The following is a 22775-nucleotide window of genomic DNA, read 5'->3' on the forward strand; positions in this document are numbered from 1 at the left end:
CTTTGAATAGCTGCATGTTTTTCCATGGTTCGGAGCCGATCCATGGGAACAGGCAGTGACGCCTTTGGCAAACGGATGATGACCGGGAAGGTTCCGCCGTGGCGGAACGGGCAGGGTGGCAAACGGCACAAATGGAAACGCCCGCGAGGCAATCGCGGGCGTTTCCAAAACCATGATCGGTGAGGCGGTTAGGACGCCTTGACGCGCGCCAGGCCTGCACGCGCCGGCTCGTATTTTGGATCGAGCTGCAATGCGTGCGAATAGGACTTCGACGCCTTGGCCTTGTCGCCCTTGCGCTCGTAGATCAGCGCCTGGTTGGCCCAGGATTCGGCGACCTTGCCGTTGAGGTTGATCGCGGTGTTGAAGTCGGAGAAGGCGTTGTCGTCGTCGCCCTGGGCGACGTAGGAAATACCGCGGCCGTTGTAGGGCTCCGGCGAGCTCGGCGACAGCGAGATCGCCGTCGAGAAATCTTCGATCGCCTGGCCGTGCTGGTTGCGTGCCTGATAGATCAGGCCGCGATTGTGGTAGGCGCGGGGATCGGTCGTATCGAGCTGGATCGCCTTGTTGAAATCGTTGAAGGCGGAATCGAGCTGGCCGGCCTGGCGATAGAGGTTGCCGCGGCCGATATAGGCGACGTCGTAGCTGCCGTTGAGCTGCAGTGCCATGTTGTAGTCGGCGAGAGCCGCCTGGGTGTTGCCCATGTTACGGTGAACGAGCGCCCGGTTGGCATAGGCCTGGTAGAAGCGCGGATTGAGCTGGATCGCCTGGTCGAAATCGGCGATCGCCCGGCGATATTCGCCGGCGCGGCCGTAGGCGGAACCTCGGACGTTATAGCCTTCCGGGTCGCTCGGGTTCGAGGCGATCACGCTTGAGAGCGAAGCGATGTTTTCCTGCGAGCCCTGTTCGCGCTCGACCTTGTTGGTCATCGAGTCGGGGCCGTCGGTCGTGCAGCCTGCGAGAAGAAGGGCCGAACCCAGGAGAAGCATGGCAGCAAGCCTTGGCTTACGCTGGTGGCGGCGAGACGCCTCATGGACAGTAGAACCGGAGACGTCCGCAGTCATGGCAGCAAGTGTCAAAGGTTGATCCCTCAAATCGACAAGGTCTCGAAAGCCGTCGGCTTTCCGTTCCTACAGCGCCGCGCGTCTTTCAGGACGCACTCAGGTCACTGTAACGGGTTGATTTTCTGCACAATTCTGCCCCCAAATCGACCCCGATCCAAGGAATTATGCAGTAGAGCCGCTGAAACTCCCCGCGGGCTCCGCAGCCGGGCTTCATCGGGCCTCGGCAAACCGTCCGGTCAAACGCTCCGGCCAGCCATCCGTCACCGGTAGCGTCGATCACGCTAGCCTGTTGGCGGAAAAGATGTCCATACCAAAAAAAGGCGGTGGCGATATTTCGCCCCCGCCACGACTTACATTAGATAACGTCGAAAAAACGACAAATCAGCGGGCCAGGAGGCCTTCGCGCTGTGCACGCTTGCGTGCCAGCTTGCGGACGCGGCGAACGGCTTCGGCCTTTTCGCGGGCGCGCTTCTGGGACGGCTTTTCATAATAGTCGCGCATCTTCATTTCGCGGAAAATGCCTTCGCGCTGCATCTTCTTCTTGAGAGCGCGGAGCGCCTGATCGACATTGTTATCGCGGACAAGTACCTGCACGTGAAATCCCGTTCCTTTGGTTCGAGTTGTTTGTGACTCCGTCAGGTGCCGGAGGCAAAAGAATGACATTCGCTAAGCTGGAAGCTTTACGATTAGGGGAGCGGATACCAGATCATCAGGTAAAAGTCCAGTGACGACATGAGGAAGTGCTGAAAAATCCTAGGATGTCGGGGCCGTGCCTGTTCCCGCACTGGAAGTAACCGATCGGCGACCATGTCGCAACAGCGCGCAAGTCCACGCAATTGCGTCGCAAAAGAAACGTTGCGCAGGCTTCGGATTTGCGATTTCTAACGGCAATGAGAACGGGGTTCATGGAGTGAGGCCGATGCGCAAATATTCAGTTTTCGCCGTGGCGCGCGAGGCGTTGCGCGGCCACAAGGGGTGGGGCCCGCATTGGGCTTCGCCCGAGCCGCGCAAGGAATACGACGTGATCATCATCGGTGGCGGCGGCCACGGCCTCGGCGCTGCCTACTATCTCGCCAAGGAACACGGCATCACCAATGTCGCGGTGCTGGAAAAGGGATGGATCGGCGGCGGCAATACCGGCCGTAACACGACGATCATCCGGTCCAACTATCTCTACGAAGAGAGCATGGACATCTACGAGCATTCGCTGAAGCTCTGGGAAAACCTGTCGCAGGATCTGAACTACAACGTCATGTATTCGCCGCGCGGCGTGATGATGCTGTCGCACAACATCCACGACCAGCAATCGTTCAAGCGCCACATCAATGCCAACCGCCTCTATGGTATCGACAACGAGTGGCTGACACCGGAGCAGGCCAAGGCCTATTGCCCRCCGCTCGATATCGCCAAGACGGCGCGTTACCCGATCAACGGCGCAGCACTCCAGCGCCGCGGCGGCACTGCCCGCCACGACGCGGTTGCCTGGGGCTATGCGCGTGCGGCCTCCGACCGCGGCGTCCACATCATCCAGAACTGCGAAGTGACCGGTATCCGCCGCGACGAGACCGGCCGGGTCGTCGGCGTCGACACCAACCGCGGCTATATCGGCGCCAAGAAGGTCGGCATTTCGGCTGCCGGTCATACCTCGGTGCTCATGCAGATGGCCGACGTGCGCGTGCCGCTGCAGAGCCAGCCGCTGCAGGCGCTGGTTTCCGAACCGCTGAAGCCGATCTTCCCCTGCGTCGTCATGTCGAACTCGGTGCATGCCTATATCTCGCAGTCCGACAAGGGCGAGTTCGTCATCGGTGCCGGCACCGACCAGTACAATTCCTATTCGCAGACGGGCGGCCTGCAGATCATCACCCATACACTCGATGCGATCTGCGAACTCTTCCCGATGTTCCGCCGCGTCAAGATGATGCGGCAGTGGGGCGGCATCGTCGACGTCACCCAGGACCGCTCGCCGATCCAGGGCGTCACGCCGGTACCGGGCCTGTTCCTGAACGCCGGCTGGGGTACGGGCGGCTTCAAGGCGACGCCGGGCTCGGCCAACCTCTTCGCCCATCTGATCGCCAAGGGCGAACCGCACCGTCTGGCCGCCGGGCTGACGCTGGAGCGCTTCCGCACCGGTCGGCTCATCGACGAGGCGGCTGCCGCCGCCGTTGCGCACTGAGGATTTCGAGATGCTTCTGATCTACTGCCCCTATTGCGAGGAAGAGCGCTCCGAGCTCGAATTCCGCGGCGCCGGCGATGCCCACATTGCCCGACCGGAGAACATCGCCGACATCACCGATGAACAGTTCGAGGAATACTTCTTCCTGCGTCAGAACCCGAAGGGTCTGATCTTCGAGCGTTGGCGCCATATCCACGGCTGCGGCCGTTTCTTCAACGCCGCCCGCGACACGGTCAGCGACCGCTTCTACACCACCTACAAGGCCGGCGAGCCGAAGCCTGACGTCGCCGCCATTCTTCAGAGCGAGCAGGATAAGGGAGCCGCGAAATGATGGGTGCCAATCGCATTCCAGGCGTCGGCCGCCTGACACCGGCACGCACGGCGCGCTTCACCTTCGACGGCCGCACGCTGACGGCGCTCGAAGGCGATACGGTCGCCTCGGCGCTTCTCGCCAACGGCATTCACTTGGTCGGCCGCTCGTTCAAGTATCACCGCCCGCGCGGCATTCTTTCGGCCGGTGCCGAGGAGCCGAACGCGCTGCTCGACGTTTCGCGGGATGCCGCCCGTCGTCAGCCGAACGTGCGCGCCACGGTGCAGGAAGTCTTCGACGGCATGAAGGTGGAATCGCAGAACCGCTGGCCGTCGCTCGCCTTCGACGTCGGCGGCATCAACGATCTCATGTCGCCGTTCTTCGCCGCCGGCTTCTACTACAAGACCTTCATGTGGCCGAAGGCTGCCTGGCATGCGATCTACGAACCCTTCATCCGCCGCGCGGCAGGCCTCGGCGTCGCGCCGACGGAGGCCGATCCTGACCACTATGCGAGCCGCTACGCTCATTGCGACGTGCTCGTCATCGGTGGCGGCGTTGCCGGTCTTTCGGCGGCACTTGCCGCCGCCAAGGCCGGTGCCAAGGTGATCATCTGCGACGAGCAGCCGGAAATGGGCGGTGCGCTTCGCTATGAAAGCGGCACGACGATCGACGGCAAGGACGGCTGGGACTGGGCGCAGGAGACTGCAAGGACCTTGGCCGAAATGGACAATGTCACGGTGCTCACCCGCACCACCGGCTTCGGCTACTACAACCACAATTTCGTCGGCCTCGTCGAGCGCGTGACCGATCATCTGGCGGCCCTCGACAAGTCGCTGCCGCGCGAGCGGCTGTGGCAGGTGCGCGCCAAGAAGGTGATCCTCGCCAACGGCCAGATCGAGCGGCACATGGTGTTCGCCAATAACGACCGTCCGGGCATCATGCTCGCTTCGGCCGGCCGCACCTATCTCAACCATTTCGGCGTCGCCGTCGGCTCCAAGGTCGGCGTCTATACCGCGCACGACTCTGCCTATGAGGCGGCCTTCGATTTGAAGCGCGCCGGTGTTTCGGTGGCGGCCATCGTCGACTGCCGCGAAAACCCGGGCGAGGCGGTGCTTGCCGAAGCGCACAAGCTCGGCATCGAAGTGCTGACCGGGCACTCGGTCATCAAGGCCGGCGGCAAGCTGCGGGTCAACTCGATCAGCGTCGCCCGCAATGGCGGCGGCTCGGCGCGCAAGATCGCGGTCGATGCGCTGCTGGTCTCGGCCGGCTGGACGCCGTCGGTGCACCTCTTCTCGCAGTCGCGCGGCAAGGTGAAGTTCGATGCGACGACGCAGCGCTTCCTGCCCGGCACCTATCTGCAGGATTGCCTGTCTATCGGCGCCTGCAACGGCACCGACGATCTGCAGGCCACGATCGACGAGGCGCTTGCCGCCGGCGAACTGACCGCACGGGCGGCCGGTGCAGAAGGCGGAGCGCAGGTGGCGCTTTCGGGCGAAAACCGCTTCGGCTGGACCGGCGGCATGATCGGCGCTGCGGAAGGTGCCGGTCCGGACACGACCGTCAAGGCCTTCATCGACTTCCAGCACGACGTCTGTGCCAAGGACATCCGTCTCGCGGTGCGCGAAGGCATGCACTCGATCGAGCACATCAAGCGCTTCACCACCAACGGTATGGCGTCCGACCAGGGCAAGCTTTCCAACATGCACGGTCTGGCGATCGCCGCCGAAGCGCTCGGCAAGGACATTCCGCAGGTGGGTCTGACGACCTTCCGCCAGCCCTATACGCCGGTGACCTTCGGCACGATCGTCAACCACTCCCGCGGCGCACTTTTCGACCCGGCGCGCAAGACGCCCGTTCACGCCTGGGAGGAGGCGCATGGCGCCGAGTTTGAGGATGTCGGCAACTGGAAGCGCGCCTGGTTCTACCCGCGTGCCGGCGAAGACATGCATGAGGCGGTCGCGCGCGAATGCAAGACGGTGCGTGATGTGGCGGGTGTCTTCGATGCCTCGACGCTCGGCAAGATCGAGGTCGTCGGCCCGGATGCTGCCCAGTTCCTCAATCTCATGTACACCAACGCCTGGGACAACCTGAAGCCCGGCCGCTGCCGCTACGGCATCATGCTGCGCGACGACGGCTTCGTCTATGACGACGGCGTGGTCGGTCGCTTGGCAGAGGACCGCTTCCACGTGACGACGACGACCGGCGGAGCGCCGCGCGTCATGAACCACATGGAAGACTATCTGCAGACCGAGTTCCCGCATCTGAAGGTCTGGCTGACCTCGACGACCGAGCAATGGGCGGTCATCGCCGTCCAGGGACCGAAGGCGCGCGAGATCATCGCGCCGCTCGTCGAAGGCATCGACCTCTCCAACGAGGCCTTCCCGCACATGAGCGTCGCCGAAGGCAAGATCTGCGGCGTGCCGACACGGCTCTTCCGCATGTCGTTCACCGGCGAGCTGGGCTTCGAAGTCAACGTGCCGGCCGACTACGGCCAGGCGGTCTGGGAGGCGATCTGGGCGCGGGCCGAGCCGATGGGCGCTTGCGCCTATGGCACGGAAACCATGCACGTGCTGCGCGCCGAGAAGGGCTACATCATCGTCGGCCAGGACACGGACGGTACGCTGACGCCCGACGATGCCGGCCTCTCCTGGGCCGTCTCCAAGAAGAAGCCCGATTTCGTCGGCATCCGCGGCCTGAAACGTCCGGATCTCGTCAAGGATGGCCGTAAGCAGCTCGTCGGCCTTCTCACCAAGGATCCGAAGGTGGTGCTGGAGGAAGGCGCGCAGATCGTCGCCGACCCGAACCAACCGAAGCCGATGACCATGCTCGGTCATGTGACGTCGTCCTACTGGTCGGCAAACTGCGGTCGCTCGATTGCGCTGGCCATGGTGGCCGGCGGCCGCGAGCGCCTCGGCCAGACGCTCTACGTGCCGATGACCGATCGTACCATCGCCGTCGAAGTGAGCGACATGGTGTTCTTTGACAAGGAAGGGGGCCGCCTCCATGGCTGACCAGGCAATTGCAAGCCGCAGGGCGGCGCTCACCTCACGCGGCGGTTCGGCCGAAGCGATCCTGACGCCGGCATCGACGGCAACCCGCATCTCGCTGCGCGCTGGTGCCGACGCGCTGCCGGCACTCTCGGCCGCTCTCGGCGTGACGCTGCCGACACGGCCGAAGACCTCGGCCTCCTCCGGCCAGCGCCATGCGCTGTGGATCGGTCCTGACGAGTGGCTGGTCATCGACGAAAGCGAAGCCGACCTGATGGCGGCGGCGGCGTCGAGCGGCACGCTGCATTCGGCGGTCGACATTTCGCATCGCAACGTCGCCGTCATCGTCAGCGGCCCTGGTGCGGACGTGGCTATCAACAGCGGCTGCCCGCAGGATCTGTCCTTGGCGATCTTCCCAGTCGGCGGCTGCTCGCGCACGATCCTCGGCAAGGCCGAGATCATCCTCTTCCGCACGGCTGAGGATCAGTTCCGGGTCGAGTGCTGGCGGTCGTTCTCGCCCTTCGTCTTCGGGCTGTTGTCCGAGGGCGCTGCCGACGCCGGCCACTAATTGAAACAGCCGGGAGGTGCACGCAGCACCTCCCGGCATTCGCAGGGCTCGCGCTCATTGCCGAGCGAGCAAGATGCCTTTTTCGAGGAGCGTGCGCTTCGTCGCTTCGTTCAGGTCGTAATCCTGCAGGCGCTCGGGTTCGACCCAGGCATGTTCGACGAACTCGTCGTTCAGGGTCACTTCGCGATTTTCCGCCTCGCAGTCAAAAATCAAGTAGATCATGTGGAGCTGTTCGGTTGAGCCGTCGGTATAGGACTTTGTCCTGATGTCGTCCCGGAAGGTCCAGGGTTTGATCACTCCGATCTCCAGACGGTCTCCAAGCTCTTCCCGTATTTCACGGCGCAGGCCTTCCTCCAGCCGTTCCCCCGGCTCGAGGCCGCCGCCGGAGAGTGCCCATTGCCCGGGAAACACGCCGCGATCGGGCGGCATCTTGCAGAGCAAATACGCACCTTTGTTCTGAATGAGTGGGCACACGATCACACGCTGACGCAATTACTTCTCCATTCGCTGACTGGGCGACCAAGAGTGCCGCTTCCAAGATCATGATCGTTCATGCCATGGCGCAGCGCTCTAGAACAGATCGCGCGCAAAGATTGCGTCGTCATCCATTGAGAGGGTTATGGAGCTCTGACTTTTCAGGCGAAGCGCAAGTACCCGTAGAGCGCGATCTCGCGTGTTCCAGGCGTCAGCGCGGAATAGAGATGCCGGTCGTAGCCGGCGAGTTCGAAGCCGTAACGTTCGTAGAAGCGGCAGGCCCCGACATTGTTCGACTGGGTCTCGAGCCGGATACCCGGCAGGCCCTGTTCCCTTGCCCATGATACCGCCCGGTCCACGAGGGCTCTGGCGACGCCGGCCCGTCGCGCGGCTTTGTCGACCGCGATGTCGTCGACTTCGGCAAAGCCATTCCACGCCTTCGACGGCGCGATGTAGCCGGCGAGCTTGCCATCGATGCGCGCAGCAAAAAGGGCCGCCCCCGGCTCCATGGCGGCCTCCGCAAGCTCTTCCGGATCGGTTTCGCAGCTCTTGCTGTAGCTCTCAAGGGGAGCAACAGCGCCAAGACCGGGGCCGAGGAAGGGTGGCAGCGCCTCCGCCGTGATCTCGAAGGAGAAGTCGCAGCCGGCAAAGTCGCTGACGAAACGCGCGTCGGCCGGCTCCACGGATACGATTTCGCTCATTGGGGGTCGTCGCTCACGCCGCTTCAGGCATCGGCGGGGCGATCCTTGGGGTCGAACTGGATGATGGTCTGCCAGGTCGCAGTCAGCGCCGGCTTGCGCTCGCCTTCGATTTCGACGCTGACATCGTAGGTAATCATCAGCATGCTGGCGCCACGGAAGCGTGCATCCGCCATGGTGAAATGGCCGCGCACCTTGGCGCCGCTCTTCACCGGCGCGACGAATCGCATTTTCTCGAAGCCGTAATTGATGCCCATCGTCTGCTCGCGGATCTTCGGCAGGCAATTGTAGTTCATCGCCGAGAGCAGCGAGAGCGACAGGAAGCCGTGCGCGATGGTGCCGCCGAAGGGCGTCTCGGCAGCAGCGCGGACCGGGTCGACGTGGATGTACTGATAGTCGCCGGTTGCCTCGGCGAACTTGTCGATCGTTTCCTGAGTGACTGTGATCCAGTCGGAAACGCCGACCTCTTTGCCGACGAGGTCCTTGATCTCAGAAAGTGAAATGTCCTGCAGCATGTGAACGCCTCGAAGCAAGCCCCCCGAGCGATCTATAGGCTCGCCCGTTGCAACCTGCAAGTGGTGGAAAAGCTTTAGAAAACCTCGACGAAGAAGGCGACCGAGCGCGGTGCGACGTGATCGGCGGGAACTGACGCCGTCAGCGCATCCTGCCATTTTCCATCGACACTGTCGGGCAAGCGGACGGGATGCGGCGCATGGCTGCGATTGTGGACGACGGCAAGCCGCGTCGCCCGTTTCTGGGTGCGGTCTCGGGTTGCGAGCACCATCATCAGATTGTCCGTCGCTGGATGCTCCCAGTCGCCGGTCGCCATTGGCTGACCGTCAAGGCGGCGCCATTCGACATCGCCCTTTCCGGTCAGGAAGGCGGTCTCGTCGAAGACCCCGAAGCGCCGGCGCATGGCCGAAAGTGCTGCCGTGTGGGAAACGATCTCGTCGTCCATCGCCGCCCAGTCGAGCCAGGTAATCGTGTTGTCCTGGCAATAGGCGTTGTTGTTGCCCTTCTGGCTCCGCCCGCCTTCGTCGCCCGCCGTCAGCATGATCGAGCCGCGGGAGGAAAACAGTGTGCCGATCAGCGCCATCACGTCATGGCGGCGGGCCGCCAGAATTTCCGCATCGGCTGTCGGACCTTCCGCGCCGTTGTTCCAGGAGTGGTTTTCGTTGTGGCCGTCGCGGTTTTCTTCGCCGTTCGCCTCGTTGTGTTTGCCCGCATAGGAAACGAGGTCGGCAAGTGTGAAGCCGTCATGGGCGGCGATGAAGTTGACCGTCCTGGTCGCGCTTTCGCCCCAGCGGGCAAAGCTCCCCGAAGAGCCGGCGAGAGCCGTCGCCAGGGCGCCCACCGAATGCCGGTCTCCGCGCCAGTAGATGCGGATGTCGTCTCGGGCGCGGTCGTTCCATTCGAGGAACGGGGCGGGGAAGTTGCCGAGCTGGTAGCCGCCCGGGCCGACGTCCCAGGGCTCAGCGATCAGCACCCGGTCTGCAAGCAGGGCGTCGGCTGAAATCGCTTGGAAAAGCCGGGCATCGCGATGGAAGCCACCCATGTCGCGCCCAAGGATCGAGGCAAGATCGAAGCGGAAGCCGTCGACGCCGGCAGCGCGAACGAAATGGCGCAGACTGTCGAGGATCAGTGCCTCGACCACCGGGTGGTCGCAGGCGATCGTGTTGCCACAGCCGGTATCGTTGATCAGTTCGCCCGGGCGACCCGTGACATGGCGGTAATAGGTGAGGTTGTCGAGGCCGCGCATCGACAAGGTTGTGCCGAAGCGATCGCTTTCGCCGGAGTGGTTGAAGACGAGATCGAGGATGACGCCGATGCCTTCCTTGCGCAGCGCTTCGACCGTCTTGCGCAATTCCTTGATGCCGCCGGGCACGAGGCGTGGATCGAGCGCCATCGGGGCGATCGGATTGTAGCCCCAGCCGTTCTTTAGCCCGAGCGGTGGCAGATGGCGCTCATCGATCCAGGTAACGATCGGCATCAGCTCGACCGCCGAGACGCCAAGGCGCTTCAGGTGCTGGATGATGGCGGGCTCGGCAAGCGCCGCCACCGTGCCGCGTTTGGCTTCGGGCACGTCGGGGTGGAGGATGGTGAAAGGCTTGACGGCGATTTCGTAAACGAGACCGCCGGTGCGAAAGAGCGGCGCCTTTACCTTGGCTGGCTTTGCCTCGGTGACGATGGCCTTCGGCACGAGGTCGGCGGTGTCTTCGCCAAGGATAGTCAGTCGCGGATCGTGGCGGAACGGGCGGTCGAGTTCCAAGGCATAGGGATCAACGAGAAGCTTGGATGGATCGAACCAGAGACCGTGATCGGGCGAATAGACGCCATCGGCGCGAAAGCCGTAGCGCGTTCCCTTCGGTGCGTCGACAACCGTCACGCTGTGGACGTCRCCGCTCCGTGTCATCGGCAGCTGGCGCAGTTGTTTGGCGCCTGATTTGTCGAACAGGCAGAGATCGATACGGGCGGCGTTGTGCGACCAGACCGAAAACACGGTGCCGTCAGAGGTAACGGTGGCACCGAGGGGTGGGTTTCCGATCGTCGGCATGAAAGCGTCCCTCTTCCTGGTGTCGTCGGTGTGTGTGGCTTACCCCCCACTGCCCTGCCGGACATCTCCCCATAAGGGGGAGTTGTTCGCGGCACGGCTTTGCCCTGAGATGGCGTTGACGGTGCGGTGCCTCGTCGCCCGCGAGCCAATACATCGGTTTGGCGGTGGGACGGGAGGCTGCCACAAGTCGATTTCCCCCTTGTGGGGAGATGCCCGGCAGGGCAGTGGGGCTAAGCGGCAAACGAAAGAGGGCCGCATCAAGCGGCCCCGATAATGCGGTATCTCAGGTAATGACGCTCGGCTCGGTGCGGCCGGTGCGGGTCTTGATGCCGGCGATCTCGTCGGCGACGGCGATGAGATCGGCGAGCGCCGTCTGCGTCTCGATATCGTGACGCGAAGCGTCCGGCTCGAAGCGCTCGATATAGACGCGCAGCGTCGCGCCAGATGTACCGGTGCCCGACAGACGGAAGACGACGCGGGAGCCGCCTTCGAACAGGATGCGGATGCCCTGGTTCTTGCTGACGGAATGGTCGACCGGGTCGTTGTAGGCGAAGTCGTCTGCTGTCGCGACCTTGAGTGCGCCGAAGGACTTGCCGGGCAGCGTGGCAAGCTGGTCGCGCAAATTGGCGATCAGGCCGTTGGCCGCATCGCTGTCGACCTCCTCGTAGTCATGGCGCGAATAGTAGTTGCGGCCATAGGTCGCCCAATGGTTCTTGACGATGTCGAGGGCGCTTTCCTTGCGCACGGCGAGGATGTTGAGCCAGAGCAGCACGGCCCAGAGCCCGTCCTTCTCGCGCACGTGGTTGGAGCCGGTGCCGGCACTTTCCTCGCCGCAGATCGTCGCCATGCCTTCGTCGAGCAGGTTGCCGAAGAATTTCCAGCCGGTTGGCGTCTCGTAGAGGCCGATGCCGAGCTTCTCGGCCACGCGGTCAGCGGCACCGCTGGTCGGCATCGAGCGTGCGATACCGGCGATGCCTTTGGCATAGCCAGGTGCCAGATGCGCATTGGCGGCAAGCATCGCCAGGCTGTCGGATGGGGTGATGAAGATGCCGCGGCCGATCACCAGGTTGCGATCGCCGTCGCCGTCGGAGGCAGCGCCGAAATCAGGCGCGTCGGGTCCCATCATCGTCTCGTAGAGCGCACGGGCGTGCACCAGGTTCGGATCCGGATGGTGACCGCCGAAGTCCGGCAACGGAACGAAATTCATCACCGAGCCCTTGGGCGCGCCAAGGCGCTTTTCGATGATCTCCTTGGCGTAGGGCCCGGTGACGGCGCTCATGGCGTCGAAGACGACGCGGAAACCGCCGCCGATCAGCTTGCGGATGGCGTCGAAGTCGAACAGGCTTTCCATCAGTTCGGCATAGTCGGCGACCGGGTCGATGACGGTCACCGTCATGCCTTCGATTTCCTGGGTGCCTTCAGCGTCAAGATTGATGTCGGCGACATCGGCGATCTTGTAGCTGTCGATGACCTTGCTGCGGGCATAGATCGCGTCGGTGACCTTTTCCGGTGCCGGGCCGCCATTGCCGATATTGTACTTGATGCCGAAATCTTCGGTCGGGCCGCCAGGATTGTGGCTGGCTGAAAGCACGATCCCGCCAAAGGCCTTGTACTTGCGGATGACGTTTGAGGCAGCCGGCGTCGACAGAATGCCGCCGCGACCGACGAGCACACGGCCGAAGCCGCTGGCCGCCGCCATCTTGATGGCGATCTGGATGACTTCGCGGTTGTAGTAGCGGCCGTCGCCGCCGATCACCAGGGTTTCGCCTTTGAAGCCTTCGAGCGAATCGAAGATCGACTGGATGAAGTTCTCGGCATAGTTCTTCTGCTGGAAGACCGGGACCTTCTTGCGCAGCCCTGACGTGCCAGGCTTCTGGTCGCCGTAGGGGGTTGTGGTAACCGTTCTTATCATGCTGACTTAACCTTTCCCGAGAAGACCGGAATAAAGAGAGACGTAACGCTCGGCACTTGTGGCCCAGGAAACGTCCGATTTCATGCCCTGAGTCTGAATTCGTGCCCAGACCTTGGGTTCGCTGTATGCGCGCATTACGCGCCTGATCGCAAGCCGCAACCCGTCGGCCGTGATCGGAGTAAACTGGAAGCCGGTGGCGACCTTGGCCGCAAGCCCGGCCTCGTTGGCATCAATGATCGTATCGGCCAGCCCGCCGGTGCGCGCGACGACCGGCACGCAGCCGTAGCGCAGGCCATAGAGTTGGGTGAGCCCGCAGGGTTCGAAGCGTGACGGAATGAGGATCGCGTCCGATCCTGCCTGCATGAGGTGGGACAGAGGCTCGTTGTAGCCGGTGACCATGCCAATATGGCCGCGGTGGCGCGAGGCCGCCGCCAGAAGCGCGCCTTCGAGCGCCGCATCGCCAGAGCCGAGCACGATGAGTTTGCCGCCCATGGCAACGATTTCATCTGCGACTTCCGCGACGAGATCCATGCCCTTCTGCCAGGTGAGCCGGCTGACGACGCAGAAGATCGGGCCGTTGCCCTTCTCCAGGCCGAAGCGCTCTTCGAGTGCGCGTCGGTTGCCGAGGCGCTGCTTCAAGGTCGTCGCGCTGAAATGCTGGGCGATATGCGGGTCGGTCTGGGGGTTCCAGATGTCGGCGTCGATGCCGTTGACGATGCCCGAAAGGTCGCCGAGGCGGCTCTTCAACAGGCCCTCGAGGCCCATGCCGAATTCCGGCGTCAGGATCTCCTGGGCATAGGACGGGCTGACCGTGGTGACGGCGCTTGCAGTCTGCAAGCCGCCTTTGAGGAACCCGACATCGCCGTAATACTCGACGAACTGCATCGAAAAGGCTTCCGGGGGAAGGGCGAGCTCGGGGAAGATCGAGGCGCCGAACTGGCCCTGGAAGGCGATGTTATGGATCGTCATGACCGTCGGCGTGGCGGCGGCGGGGCTGAAATGCATGTAGACCGGCGTCAGTGCCGTCTGCCAGTCATGGGCGTGCACGACATCGGGTTTAAAGCCGGAAACGACATCGCCCGCGGCGATCTCGGCGGCTGCGAGCGACAGGGCGGCGAAGCGGCGGAAGTTGTCGACATAGTCGCGGCCGGTCGCATCGACATACGGGCCGCCATCTCGCTGGTAGAGCGCCGGCTGGTCGAGAACCAGGAGGTCAACCCCGTCGATCTCGGCCGAAAGAACCGCGGCCCGATCGCCGAACAGATTCTCGAAGGCGCCGACCTTCTTTTTCTTTTTCAGCTTCTGCAGCACGGCGGGATAGCCGGGCACCAGAGTGCGGGTCTCGACGCCGTGTGGCACAAGTGCCGCGGGAAGCGCGCCGACGACATCGGCGAGCCCCCCGGTCTTGACCAGCGGATACACTTCGGACGCAACGGACAGGACTTTCATGGAAGGCAGCCTACATCCCCAGCTTGTCGATCATCGTTTGCGTGATCAGGCAGACACCGTTTTCCGAACGCCGGAAACGTTTGGCATCGAGCTCCGGATCGTCACCGACGACGAGGCCCTCCGGGATCACGACCCGACTGTCGATGACCACGTTGCGCAGCGTCGCATGGCGACCGATCTTCACATCGGGAAGAACTACGGCATTCTCCAGACGGGAATATGAATTAACCCGGACGCCTGTGAATAACAGGCTGCGATTGAGTGCTGCGCCCGAGATGATGCAGTCGCCGGAGATGAGCGACGAGGTTGCCGAGCCGCGGCGGTTTTCGTCGTCATGCACGAACTTTGCCGGCGGCTTGATCTCGGCGAAGGTCCAGATCGGCCAGGTGCTGTCGTAGATGTCGAGCTCCGGCGTCACATGGGTCAGGTCGATATTGGCCTGCCAGTAGGCATCGATCGTGCCGACGTCGCGCCAATAGGCCTCGCGCTCGAAATCGGAGCGCACGCAGGACTGCGCAAAGCGATGAGCAACCGCTTTGCCGTTGTCGACGATGTAGGGAATGATGTCCTTGCCGAAGTCGCGGCTCGATTTCGGATCGGCGGCGTCGCGGCGCAGGAGATCCATCAGGAACTTCGTGTGGAAGACGTAGATGCCCATGGAGGCCAGGGCCATCTCGGGATTGCCCGGGATGCCGGGCGGATCGGCCGGCTTTTCGACGAAGGCGATGATGCGGTCCTTCTCGTCGACATGCATGACGCCAAAGCCAGTCGCTTCCATGCGCGGCACTTCCAGGCAGCCGATGGTGACGTCGGCGCCGGAATCGACGTGCTGCTGCAGCATCAATTCATAGTCCATCTTGTAGATATGGTCGCCGGCGAGGATGACCATGTATTCGACGCCATGGTCCTCGATGATATCGATGTTCTGGTAGACCGCGTCGGCGGTGCCTTCGTACCATTGCGTTTCGGAAACGCGCTGGCTGGCCGGGAGAATATCGAAGCTTTCGTTTCGTTCCGGGCGGAAGAAGTTCCAGCCACGCTGCAGGTGGCGGATCAGCGAATGCGCCTTGTACTGGGTGGCGACGCCGATACGGCGGATACCGGAATTCAGCGCATTCGAAAGCGCGAAGTCGATGATACGGGCCTTGCCGCCGAAATAGACTGCCGGCTTCGCCCGCCGGTCGGTCAGCTCCTTCAGGCGACTGCCGCGACCGCCAGCGAGAACATAGGCCATGGCATCACGTGCCAGAGGTTGCGTACGCTTTTCCACCATTTGTCCTCCCCAATCATTGACTTGCGGGGTCGTCACGGCGGCTTTCGGCGACGCCTTGCGGCCCTCGAATTTTACTGTCTCATTCCGCCTTCCGGGTTTGTCCGGCGGAGCGGATGAAGTCTATTCCTGCTCCAGCATCAGCGTCGCCAGAGGCGGCAGCGTGATGTTGGCCATTGTCGCTCCCGTGGCGCTCTTCTCGGCATAAACGGCGCCGCCGTTGCCCTTGCCGCTTCCTCCGTAGATCTCCGCGTCGGTGTTGAGGATCTCCTTCCAGCGACCCTTGACCGGCAGCGGAATGGCGTAGCTTTCCCGGTAGACGGGTGTGAAATTGGTGATGACGGCGACGAGCTTTTCACCGGGCGCCTTGCGCAGCCAGGCGAACACCGAATTGTCTCGGTCGTCGGCCAGCAGCCACTCGAAGCCGTCTCCCTCGCAATCGCGCGCATGCAAAGCGGGCTTGGCGCGGTAGGTGCCGTTGAGGTCACGCACCAGCCGCCGCATGCCTTCGTGCAGGTGGTACTCGAGCAGGTTCCAGTCGAGCGCACGATCCTCGGACCACTCGCGCCACTGCGCGAACTCCTGACCCATGAACAAGAGCTTCTTGCCGGGATAGCCCCACATGAAGGCGTAGTAGGCCCTGAGATTTGCAAACTTCTGCCAGTCGTCGCCGGCCATCTTGGCGATCAGCGATCCTTTGCCGTGCACGACCTCGTCATGGGACAGCGGCAACACGAAGTTCTCGCTGAAGGCATAGAGCAGGCCGAAGGTCAGGTCGTTGTGGTGGTGCTTGCGATGGATCGGCTCGCGCGACAGATACTGCAGCGTATCGTGCATGAAGCCCATGTTCCACTTGAAGCCGAAGCCTAAGCCCCCGGCATGAACCGGATGCGAGACTTTCGGCCAGGAGGTCGATTCCTCGGCGATCGTCAGGATGCCCTTGTGCACCCCGTAGATTTCCGTGTTCATCGTCTGGAGGAAGCGGACCGCCTCCAGATTTTCGTTGCCGCCATATTCGTTCGGCACCCACTCGCCGTGCTTGCGCGAATAGTCGAGGTAGAGCATCGAAGCGACCGCGTCGACGCGCAGACCGTCAACGTGGAATTTCTCGGCCCAGTAGAGCGCGTTGTTGACGAGGAATGACAGCACCTCCTGGCGGCCGAAATTGTAGATCGCCGTGTTCCAGTCGGGATGAAAGCCCTGGCGCGGGTCTTCGTGCTCATAGAGCGCGGTGCCGTCGAACCAGCGCAGCCCGTGCTCGTCGGTCGGGAAATGTGCCGGCACCCAATCGAGAATGACGCCAATGCCGACCTTGTGGCAGCCGTTGACGAAACGAGCAAAGCCTTCGGGTTCGCCGAAGCGGGCGGTTGGTGCATAGAGGCCGGTCGTCTGGTAGCCCCAGGACGGGTCGAAAGGAAACTCCGAGATCGGCAGGAACTCGATATGGGTGAAGCCCATGTCGACGCAGTAGGGGATCAGCCGGTCGGCGAGTTCGTCCCAGGAAAGCATCTCGCCGTTGTCGCGGCGCTGCCAGGAGCCGGCATGGACCTCATAGATGGAGATCGGCTGGCGCCGCGCGTCGACCGTCGCCCAATGCTTGCGATGCGCTTCGTCCTCCCAGGTTTGCGCGATCTCCGGGGTCGTCACGGAGGCGGTATTGGGGCGCAGTTCGGAGCGTCGGGCAAACGGGTCCGCCTTCAGCGGCAGCAAGGTGCCGTTGCGGTCGAGGATCTCGTATTTGTAGGCGAGGCCTCCTTCGACCCCAGGGATGAAGATCTCCCAGATGCCGGTGTCGGCGCGCAGCCGCATGACATGCCGCCGTCCGTCCCAGTCATTGAACTGGCCGACGACCGAAACGCGCTTGGCATTCGGCGCCCAGACGGCGAAGTGATAGCCCTCGGCGCCATCGTGATGGATCGGATGCGCGCCCATCTTGTCGAAAAGCCGCAGGTGCGAACCTTCGCGGATGTAGTAGTCGTCCATCGGGCCGAGGACCGGACCGAAGCTGTAAGGGTCGATGACAATCCATTCGCCGCCCTGGTTGCGGGCGCGGTAGCGCACTGGCTGGGGCTTCTTCAGGGAGATGGTTCCTTCGAAGAAGCCAGCGTCGTCGCGGCGTTCGAGTGCGCCGAGTTCCTTGCCGGCGAGCGTCTCCGCCGTCACGGTCTCGGCATCGGGAACGAAGCATCGGGCACGAATGGTCTTGCCGGCTGGATGCACGCCAAGGACCGCGAAGGGGTCTTCGTGCGTGCCCGAGAGGATGGCCGCGATGTCCGGCGCTGACAGCAGACCTGAAGCTGCGGGTTCCGGGTCCTTGCCGGCCGAAGGCGTCATCCAGCTCTCCAGATTTCCCCGGCATATTGCCGGATGGTGCGATCGGACGAGAACCAGCCCATCCGTGCGGTGTTGCGGATCGCCTGCGAATACCAGTCGGAAGGCTTGGTCCAGAGCTGGTCGATTTCCCGCTGCGTTTTGGCGTAAGCCTCGAAGTCAGCGGCAACCATGAACCAGTCGTGATTGTAGAGCCCATCGACGAGGCCGGAGAAGCGGTTGCGGTCATCGGGCGAGAAGACGCCCGAGGCAATTGCCTGCAGCGCCTGCGACAGCTCGCGCGAGCCTTCGATGACCGCGCGCGGATTGTGGCCTTCGGCGCGCGCCCTCGTCACCTCTTCGGCGGTCATGCCGAAGATCTTGATGTTTTCCTCGCCAATCCAGTCGCGCATTTCGACATTGGCGCCGTCAAGCGTGCCGATCGTCAGCGCGCCGTTGAGCGCGAACTTCATGTTGCCGGTGCCGGACGCTTCCATGCCCGCCGTCGAGATCTGCTCGGAGAGGTCGGCGGCCGGAACCATGATCTCGGCGAGCGAGACGTTGTAGTTCGGGACGAAGACGATCTTCAGCAGCCCGCGCACTGCCGGGTCGTTGTTGACGACGCGGGCGACGTCGTTGGCAAGCTTGATGATCAGCTTGGCATTGTGATAGCTCGGCGCCGCCTTGCCGGCGAAGAGCTTGACGCGCGGCACCCAGTCGAGCTCCGGATGCGAGCGGATCTGGTMATAGAGCGCGACCGCCTCGATGATGTTCAGAAGCTGGCGTTTGTATTCGTGGATGCGCTTGATCTGGATGTCGAACATCGCCGACGGATCGAGCCTAATGCCGAGCCGGCTCTGCACGAGTTGGGCGAGGCGCACCTTGTTGGCGCGCTTGACGGCAGCGAAATGCTCCTGGAAATCCGGCTTGTCGGCGAAGGCGTCGAGCGCCTGCAACGCCTCGGTGTTGTCCATGAACTCGTCGCCGATCGCATCGCGGATCAGGCCGAAGAGACCGGGGTTGCACTGCATCAGCCAGCGCCGCGGCGTGATGCCGTTGGTCTTGTTGTTGATGCGATCGGGATAGAGCCGGTGAAGGTCGGCAAAGACCGTTTCCTTCATCAGTTCCGTATGCAGCGCCGAAACGCCGTTGATCGAATGCGAGCCGACGAAGGCGAGATTGCCCATGCGCACGCGGCGCTCGCCGCTCTCGTCGATCAGCGAGATGTTGCGGATCTCGTCGTCCGTCGCGCCCTTCTGCCGGCGCGCCTCGATGAGGATCTTGGCGTTGATCGCGTAGACGATCTGCATGTGGCGCGGCAGGAGGCGCTCGATGAGCGGTACGGGCCAGCTTTCCAGCGCCTCGGGCAGCAGCGTGTGGTTGGTATAGGAGATCGTCCGCCGGGTGATGTCCCAGGCCTGCTCGAAATCGAGGCCGTGTACGTCGGTCAGGAGCCGCACCAGTTCGGCAACGGAGACGGCCGGGTGCGTGTCGTTCAATTGGATGGCAACCGCGTCGGGCAGCGAGGAGAAGTCCGGATATTGCTGCAGATGTCGGCGCAGGATGTCCTGCAGCGAGGCGGAGGAGAAGAAGTACTCCTGGCGCAGACGCAGTTCCTGACCGGCAGGCGTCGCGTCGGCCGGATAGAGAACGCGCGTCAGGCTTTCCGCCTTGTTGCTTTCGCGAAGGGCGCCGATGTGGTCGCCGGCGTTGAAGGCGGCCAGCAGGATCGGGTCGATCGGCTGGGCCGTCCAAAGCCGCAGTGTGTTGACCCGCTTTGCCCGCCAGCCGACGGCGGGTGTATCGAAGGCCGTAGCAATGACGCGTTCGGCCGGCTTCCAGACGAAACGCTGGATTTCCTCGTCGACATTCGCCGTCTCGACGACACCGCCGAAGCCGATTTCGTAGGAGCTTTCCCGCCGCTCGAATTCCCAGGGGTTGCCGTGGGCAAGCCAGGTTTCCGGCAGTTCCACCTGCCAGCCGTCGGCCATCTGCTGGCGGAAGAGGCCGTGCATGTAGCGAATGCCGTAGCCATAGGCCGGCACGTCGACGGTCGCCATCGATTCCATGAAGCAGGCGGCGAGACGACCGAGGCCGCCATTGCCGAGCGCCGCATCCGGCTCGAGTTCGGCAACGACGTCGATGTCGACGCCGAGAGAAGCGAGCGCATCGCGCATTTCGTCCATCAGGCCGATATTCGTCATGGCGTCGCGCATCAGGCGGCCGATGAGGAATTCGAGCGATAGATAGTAAACGCGCTTGGCTCCCGTCGAGTAGGTCTTGCGGGTCGAATCCATCCACTTGTCGGTGATGCGATCACGCGCGACCAGGATGGCTGCGGTCAGCCAGTCGTGGGGCTTGGCGACCTTGGGATCCTTGCCGATGCGGTACTTCAGGCGTTCGAGGATTTCGACGGCAAGCTGGCCGGGTTCGGACGACCTTGGGGCGGGCTGCGGCACTTCGTTGGTGGAGAGCCTGTTCATCATGAAACTGTCTTTACCCTTTTGCGTTGGGAGGTCGCAGGCCGGAACCGACCGGGGATGAGGCAATTTATGCATCGATCCGAAGCGCTTGCAACAGATGTTTTTAAATGGATTAGAACTGTCTCAAGCTGTTGGAAGTCGCTGGCGGGAGGGACCCCGTAATCCCCAAACGCAAACGCCGCCCGGCAGAACCGGGCGGCTTGAAAGGGGACAGGTCGACGCCTTACTTCGTCAGGCGCGTCGCCATGGCCGAGGCCTTTTCGCCGATCGCCTTGAACGCTGCGATCAGATCGGAGGCTTCTTCCGCCTGGAAGTAGTTGGCCTCGGTCGTCGCGCAGGCCTTGAGCAAGGACTTGCCGCGGTCCGGCGCCATGAAGGCGACGGTGTAGACCTGAACATTGTTCTTTCGAGCGGTGTCGCACCACGCCAGGGTCGTTGTGTCGTCGCTCGTGTTGTTGTTGTCGCCATCGGTCATGAAGACGATGTACTTGGTGGGAACCTGGCCGTTCTTGGCCTTGTGGGCCGCGTCCTCGGTGGTCGCGGTCACGCGGCTGTAGGCCGTCTTGAAGGCGTTACCCGATGCGGTGCCGCCTGTCGCGACAAGGGCGTTCACGTAGGTCGAAGTACCGGCTGTGCCCCAATCGAGGTTCCCTGCGGTGTCCTGCGCCGAGTTGTAGGAAACGGCTGCCGTACGAACATACAGAGTATTGGGATCGGCGGTCTTCAATTGCTTGAGCAGATCGCTGACGGCGGTTTTCAGTGCGTCGACCTTCGTCACGTAGCAGGGGCTAGTTGCCTTCAGGTTCGGATACTTGCTCCAGTTCGATTCGGTGTAGTTGGGGCACGACGACTTGGTCGTGTCCTTTGTATTGGTCTTCCAGGCCATGGAGCCGGAGCGATCGAGAACCAGGTACATCGAAAGAGCATTCTTGCTCTCTGTAGCACTTTCGGCGGTGGCGCGGGTTTCGATGTCGATCGATGACTTCCCGAGCAGGCGTGTCAACGCATTGAACTGGAACGTCTGCCTGTTCAGGACCGTGACGTTGTAGGCCTTGCCGGTCGGGCCATTGCTGCTTTCAATAATGTCGATGGTCGGCTGGCTGGCCGTCGAGGCTTCCGGCAAACCGGTCTTGGCCGCGGAGCCCGTACCGCCTTGATCGTTCGCGCCGGGACTGTCGACGTTGGAGCCGCCCGTCTGGGTCTTGAGGAAGGCCGCGGCTATTTCCTTTGCCTTGGCAATCGTTGGCGGATCCTTTGAAACCAGCGAAGAGGCCGCTGCAAGCGCTGCGGCATCCGCTGCGTCCTGCATCTGGTTCTTGGCCGTCATCATGCCGGCCATATCAACGGCGACGCCGCCAGCCGCCAATATCAATGGCGTTGCGAGTGCAGCCATCATGCCAAAATTGCCACCCCGGTCCTTGAGCATCGCTACGAAGGTCCGGCCTACCGTGTATCGTCTTCCCATCTTTGCACACCCCAAAGGAACACGTTGCAAGCTTGAGGGCATCAATAGCGTCGATGGCTTACGATATCGTTCCTGCAATCGCTGCAATTTTAACGGAATACAGGAAAACCAGTGCTTACAGCGGGTTCCGCTGCACACGCCCTGTTCGGAATCGGGAATGGGGTTGTATCAAATCGGATCAGGGCACCGGAATGACGTCGACGGCCTGTTTCGTCGTCTGGCTGCCGTAGCTCTTCAGGACCCCGATGACGGGGGCAACGTCGCCGTAGTCACGGCCATGACCGACGACGATATGGTCGGTTCCTGCAGGAATGTTGTTGGTCGGGTCCAGCTCGAGCCAGCCGCCCGTGGTGCCGCACCAGATCCGCACCCAGGCATGCATGGCGTCGGCACCCTCCAGGCGTTCCTTGCCGGGCGGAGGGATTGTCCGCAGGAAGCCGCTCACATAGCCGGCGGGGATGCCGAGACTCCTCAGCGCCACGATCATCACATGGGTGAAATCCTGACAGACGCCGCGTTTCAGCTTGAACGCCTCGCCCGGTGTCGTGTTCACCGTCGTTGCCTCGCCGTCATAGGTGAAATCGCGGTGGATGCGCTCGCACAGGGCGGTGGCGATCTGTCGGATCGTCATGGTGTCGGTGACGATTGATTGCGCGTAGGCCGCGATGTCCGGAACTTCCGGCAGGAGTGGGCTCGGCCCCGTGAAATGGTGCGGCGCTTCGGCGTCGACGGACCAGCAGGCGGAGAGCTCGGCCGGGAGACCATCGAGGCCTGGAGAAAAGTCGGCGGTCAGCGGCTGCGGTTCCACTTGGACCCGTGCCTGCATGCGGATCGTCAGATCGGCATGAGAAGAGCGGAACAGGATGGCCGTGAAAGGATTGGCGAAGAAATCGACGCTTTCCGCGCGCTCGGCCGGCGTTGGCTGGCAGCTCAACGACCCGACGATGAGCCGCTGTCGACCGGGAAGCGTTGCAGGCATCACCCGCACGAGGTGGCGACCGCCGGAGACCGGTACTTCGTAGTCATAGGTGATCTTCAGGCTGATATCGTAAAGCAATGGT

At 62.8% G+C, this 22775-nt stretch carries 17 protein-coding genes; 4 read left to right on the forward strand and 13 right to left on the reverse strand.

Annotated features, from left to right (window positions below; translation table 11 throughout):
• Positions 1–188: 188 nt before the first annotated feature.
• Together AB4Z53_RS12595 and rpsU are read right to left on the reverse strand one after the other, a co-directional pair.
• Positions 189–1076: a tetratricopeptide repeat protein gene (locus AB4Z53_RS12595; RefSeq protein WP_113541153.1), complete on the reverse strand. Its 888-nt coding sequence runs from the start codon at positions 1074–1076 to the stop codon at positions 189–191.
• A gap of 366 nt (positions 1077–1442) precedes the next feature.
• On the reverse strand, positions 1443–1655 hold the full coding sequence (rpsU, locus tag AB4Z53_RS12600; protein WP_034786884.1) for a 30S ribosomal protein S21: 213 nt from the start codon (positions 1653–1655) through the stop codon (positions 1443–1445).
• A 325-nt stretch (positions 1656–1980) separates the two neighbouring features.
• Here rpsU and AB4Z53_RS12605 point away from each other — a divergent pair, with 325 nt between their 5' ends.
• The 4 genes from AB4Z53_RS12605 to AB4Z53_RS12620 are packed head-to-tail and all read left to right on the forward strand — an operon-like array spanning position 1981 to position 7099.
• On the forward strand, positions 1981–3234 hold the full coding sequence (locus AB4Z53_RS12605) for a sarcosine oxidase subunit beta family protein (RefSeq protein ID WP_113541154.1): 1254 nt from the start codon (positions 1981–1983) through the stop codon (positions 3232–3234).
• A gap of 10 nt (positions 3235–3244) precedes the next feature.
• A complete protein-coding gene (locus AB4Z53_RS12610) occupies positions 3245–3565 on the forward strand; it encodes a sarcosine oxidase subunit delta (protein WP_113541155.1) in 321 nt (106 codons plus the stop codon).
• On the forward strand, positions 3562–6555 hold the full coding sequence (locus AB4Z53_RS12615; RefSeq protein ID WP_291150662.1) for a sarcosine oxidase subunit alpha: 2994 nt from the start codon (positions 3562–3564) through the stop codon (positions 6553–6555). The genes AB4Z53_RS12610 and AB4Z53_RS12615 overlap by 4 nt, the downstream gene beginning before the upstream one ends.
• A complete protein-coding gene (locus AB4Z53_RS12620; RefSeq protein ID WP_291150660.1) occupies positions 6548–7099 on the forward strand; it encodes a sarcosine oxidase subunit gamma in 552 nt (183 codons plus the stop codon). Before AB4Z53_RS12615 ends, AB4Z53_RS12620 begins: the two co-directional genes overlap by 8 nt.
• A gap of 54 nt (positions 7100–7153) precedes the next feature.
• Here AB4Z53_RS12620 and nudI read toward each other — a convergent pair whose 3' ends face one another.
• The 11 genes from nudI to AB4Z53_RS12675 form a co-directional block, all read right to left on the reverse strand.
• Positions 7154–7591, reverse strand: a complete 438-nt coding sequence (gene nudI / locus AB4Z53_RS12625) for a nucleoside triphosphatase NudI (RefSeq protein ID WP_113541158.1) — start codon at positions 7589–7591, stop codon at positions 7154–7156.
• A gap of 143 nt (positions 7592–7734) precedes the next feature.
• The gene (locus AB4Z53_RS12630; protein WP_441596166.1) at positions 7735–8274 is read right to left on the reverse strand and encodes a GNAT family N-acetyltransferase; all 540 of its coding nucleotides are present in this window, start codon (positions 8272–8274) and stop codon (positions 7735–7737) included.
• Positions 8275–8297: 23 nt separating this feature from the next.
• The gene (locus tag AB4Z53_RS12635; RefSeq protein ID WP_113541160.1) at positions 8298–8786 is read right to left on the reverse strand and encodes a MaoC family dehydratase; all 489 of its coding nucleotides are present in this window, start codon (positions 8784–8786) and stop codon (positions 8298–8300) included.
• A 74-nt stretch (positions 8787–8860) separates the two neighbouring features.
• Entirely contained in the window at positions 8861–10825 is a 1965-nt protein-coding gene (glgX, locus tag AB4Z53_RS12640; RefSeq protein ID WP_441596168.1) for a glycogen debranching protein GlgX, read from the reverse strand.
• A 283-nt stretch (positions 10826–11108) separates the two neighbouring features.
• Positions 11109–12737, reverse strand: coding sequence for an alpha-D-glucose phosphate-specific phosphoglucomutase (locus AB4Z53_RS12645; RefSeq protein ID WP_113541162.1), 1629 nt, complete (start codon positions 12735–12737; stop codon positions 11109–11111).
• 6 nt (positions 12738–12743) lie between these two features.
• A complete protein-coding gene (gene glgA / locus AB4Z53_RS12650) occupies positions 12744–14186 on the reverse strand; it encodes a glycogen synthase GlgA (RefSeq protein ID WP_113541163.1) in 1443 nt (480 codons plus the stop codon).
• Positions 14187–14196: 10 nt separating this feature from the next.
• Entirely contained in the window at positions 14197–15459 is a 1263-nt protein-coding gene (gene glgC / locus AB4Z53_RS12655) for a glucose-1-phosphate adenylyltransferase (protein WP_077959708.1), read from the reverse strand.
• Positions 15460–15579: 120 nt separating this feature from the next.
• Entirely contained in the window at positions 15580–17790 is a 2211-nt protein-coding gene (gene glgB, locus AB4Z53_RS12660; RefSeq protein WP_441596171.1) for a 1,4-alpha-glucan branching protein GlgB, read from the reverse strand.
• Positions 17787–20249 carry a glycogen/starch/alpha-glucan phosphorylase gene (locus tag AB4Z53_RS12665; RefSeq protein ID WP_441596324.1) on the reverse strand — a complete coding sequence of 821 codons (2463 nt, stop codon included), beginning with the start codon at positions 20247–20249 and terminating at the stop codon, positions 17787–17789. Before AB4Z53_RS12665 ends, glgB begins: the two co-directional genes overlap by 4 nt.
• A 223-nt stretch (positions 20250–20472) precedes the next feature.
• The gene (locus AB4Z53_RS12670; protein ID WP_113541166.1) at positions 20473–21714 is read right to left on the reverse strand and encodes a TadE/TadG family type IV pilus assembly protein; all 1242 of its coding nucleotides are present in this window, start codon (positions 21712–21714) and stop codon (positions 20473–20475) included.
• Positions 21715–21892: 178 nt separating this feature from the next.
• Positions 21893–22771 carry a transglutaminase family protein gene (locus AB4Z53_RS12675; protein ID WP_113541167.1) on the reverse strand — a complete coding sequence of 293 codons (879 nt, stop codon included), beginning with the start codon at positions 22769–22771 and terminating at the stop codon, positions 21893–21895.
• Positions 22772–22775: the final 4 nt, after the last annotated feature.

Origin of the sequence: Ensifer sp. 2TAB8, from assembly GCF_052115125.1 — a bacterium.
Lineage (GTDB): Bacteria > Pseudomonadota > Alphaproteobacteria > Rhizobiales > Rhizobiaceae > Ensifer.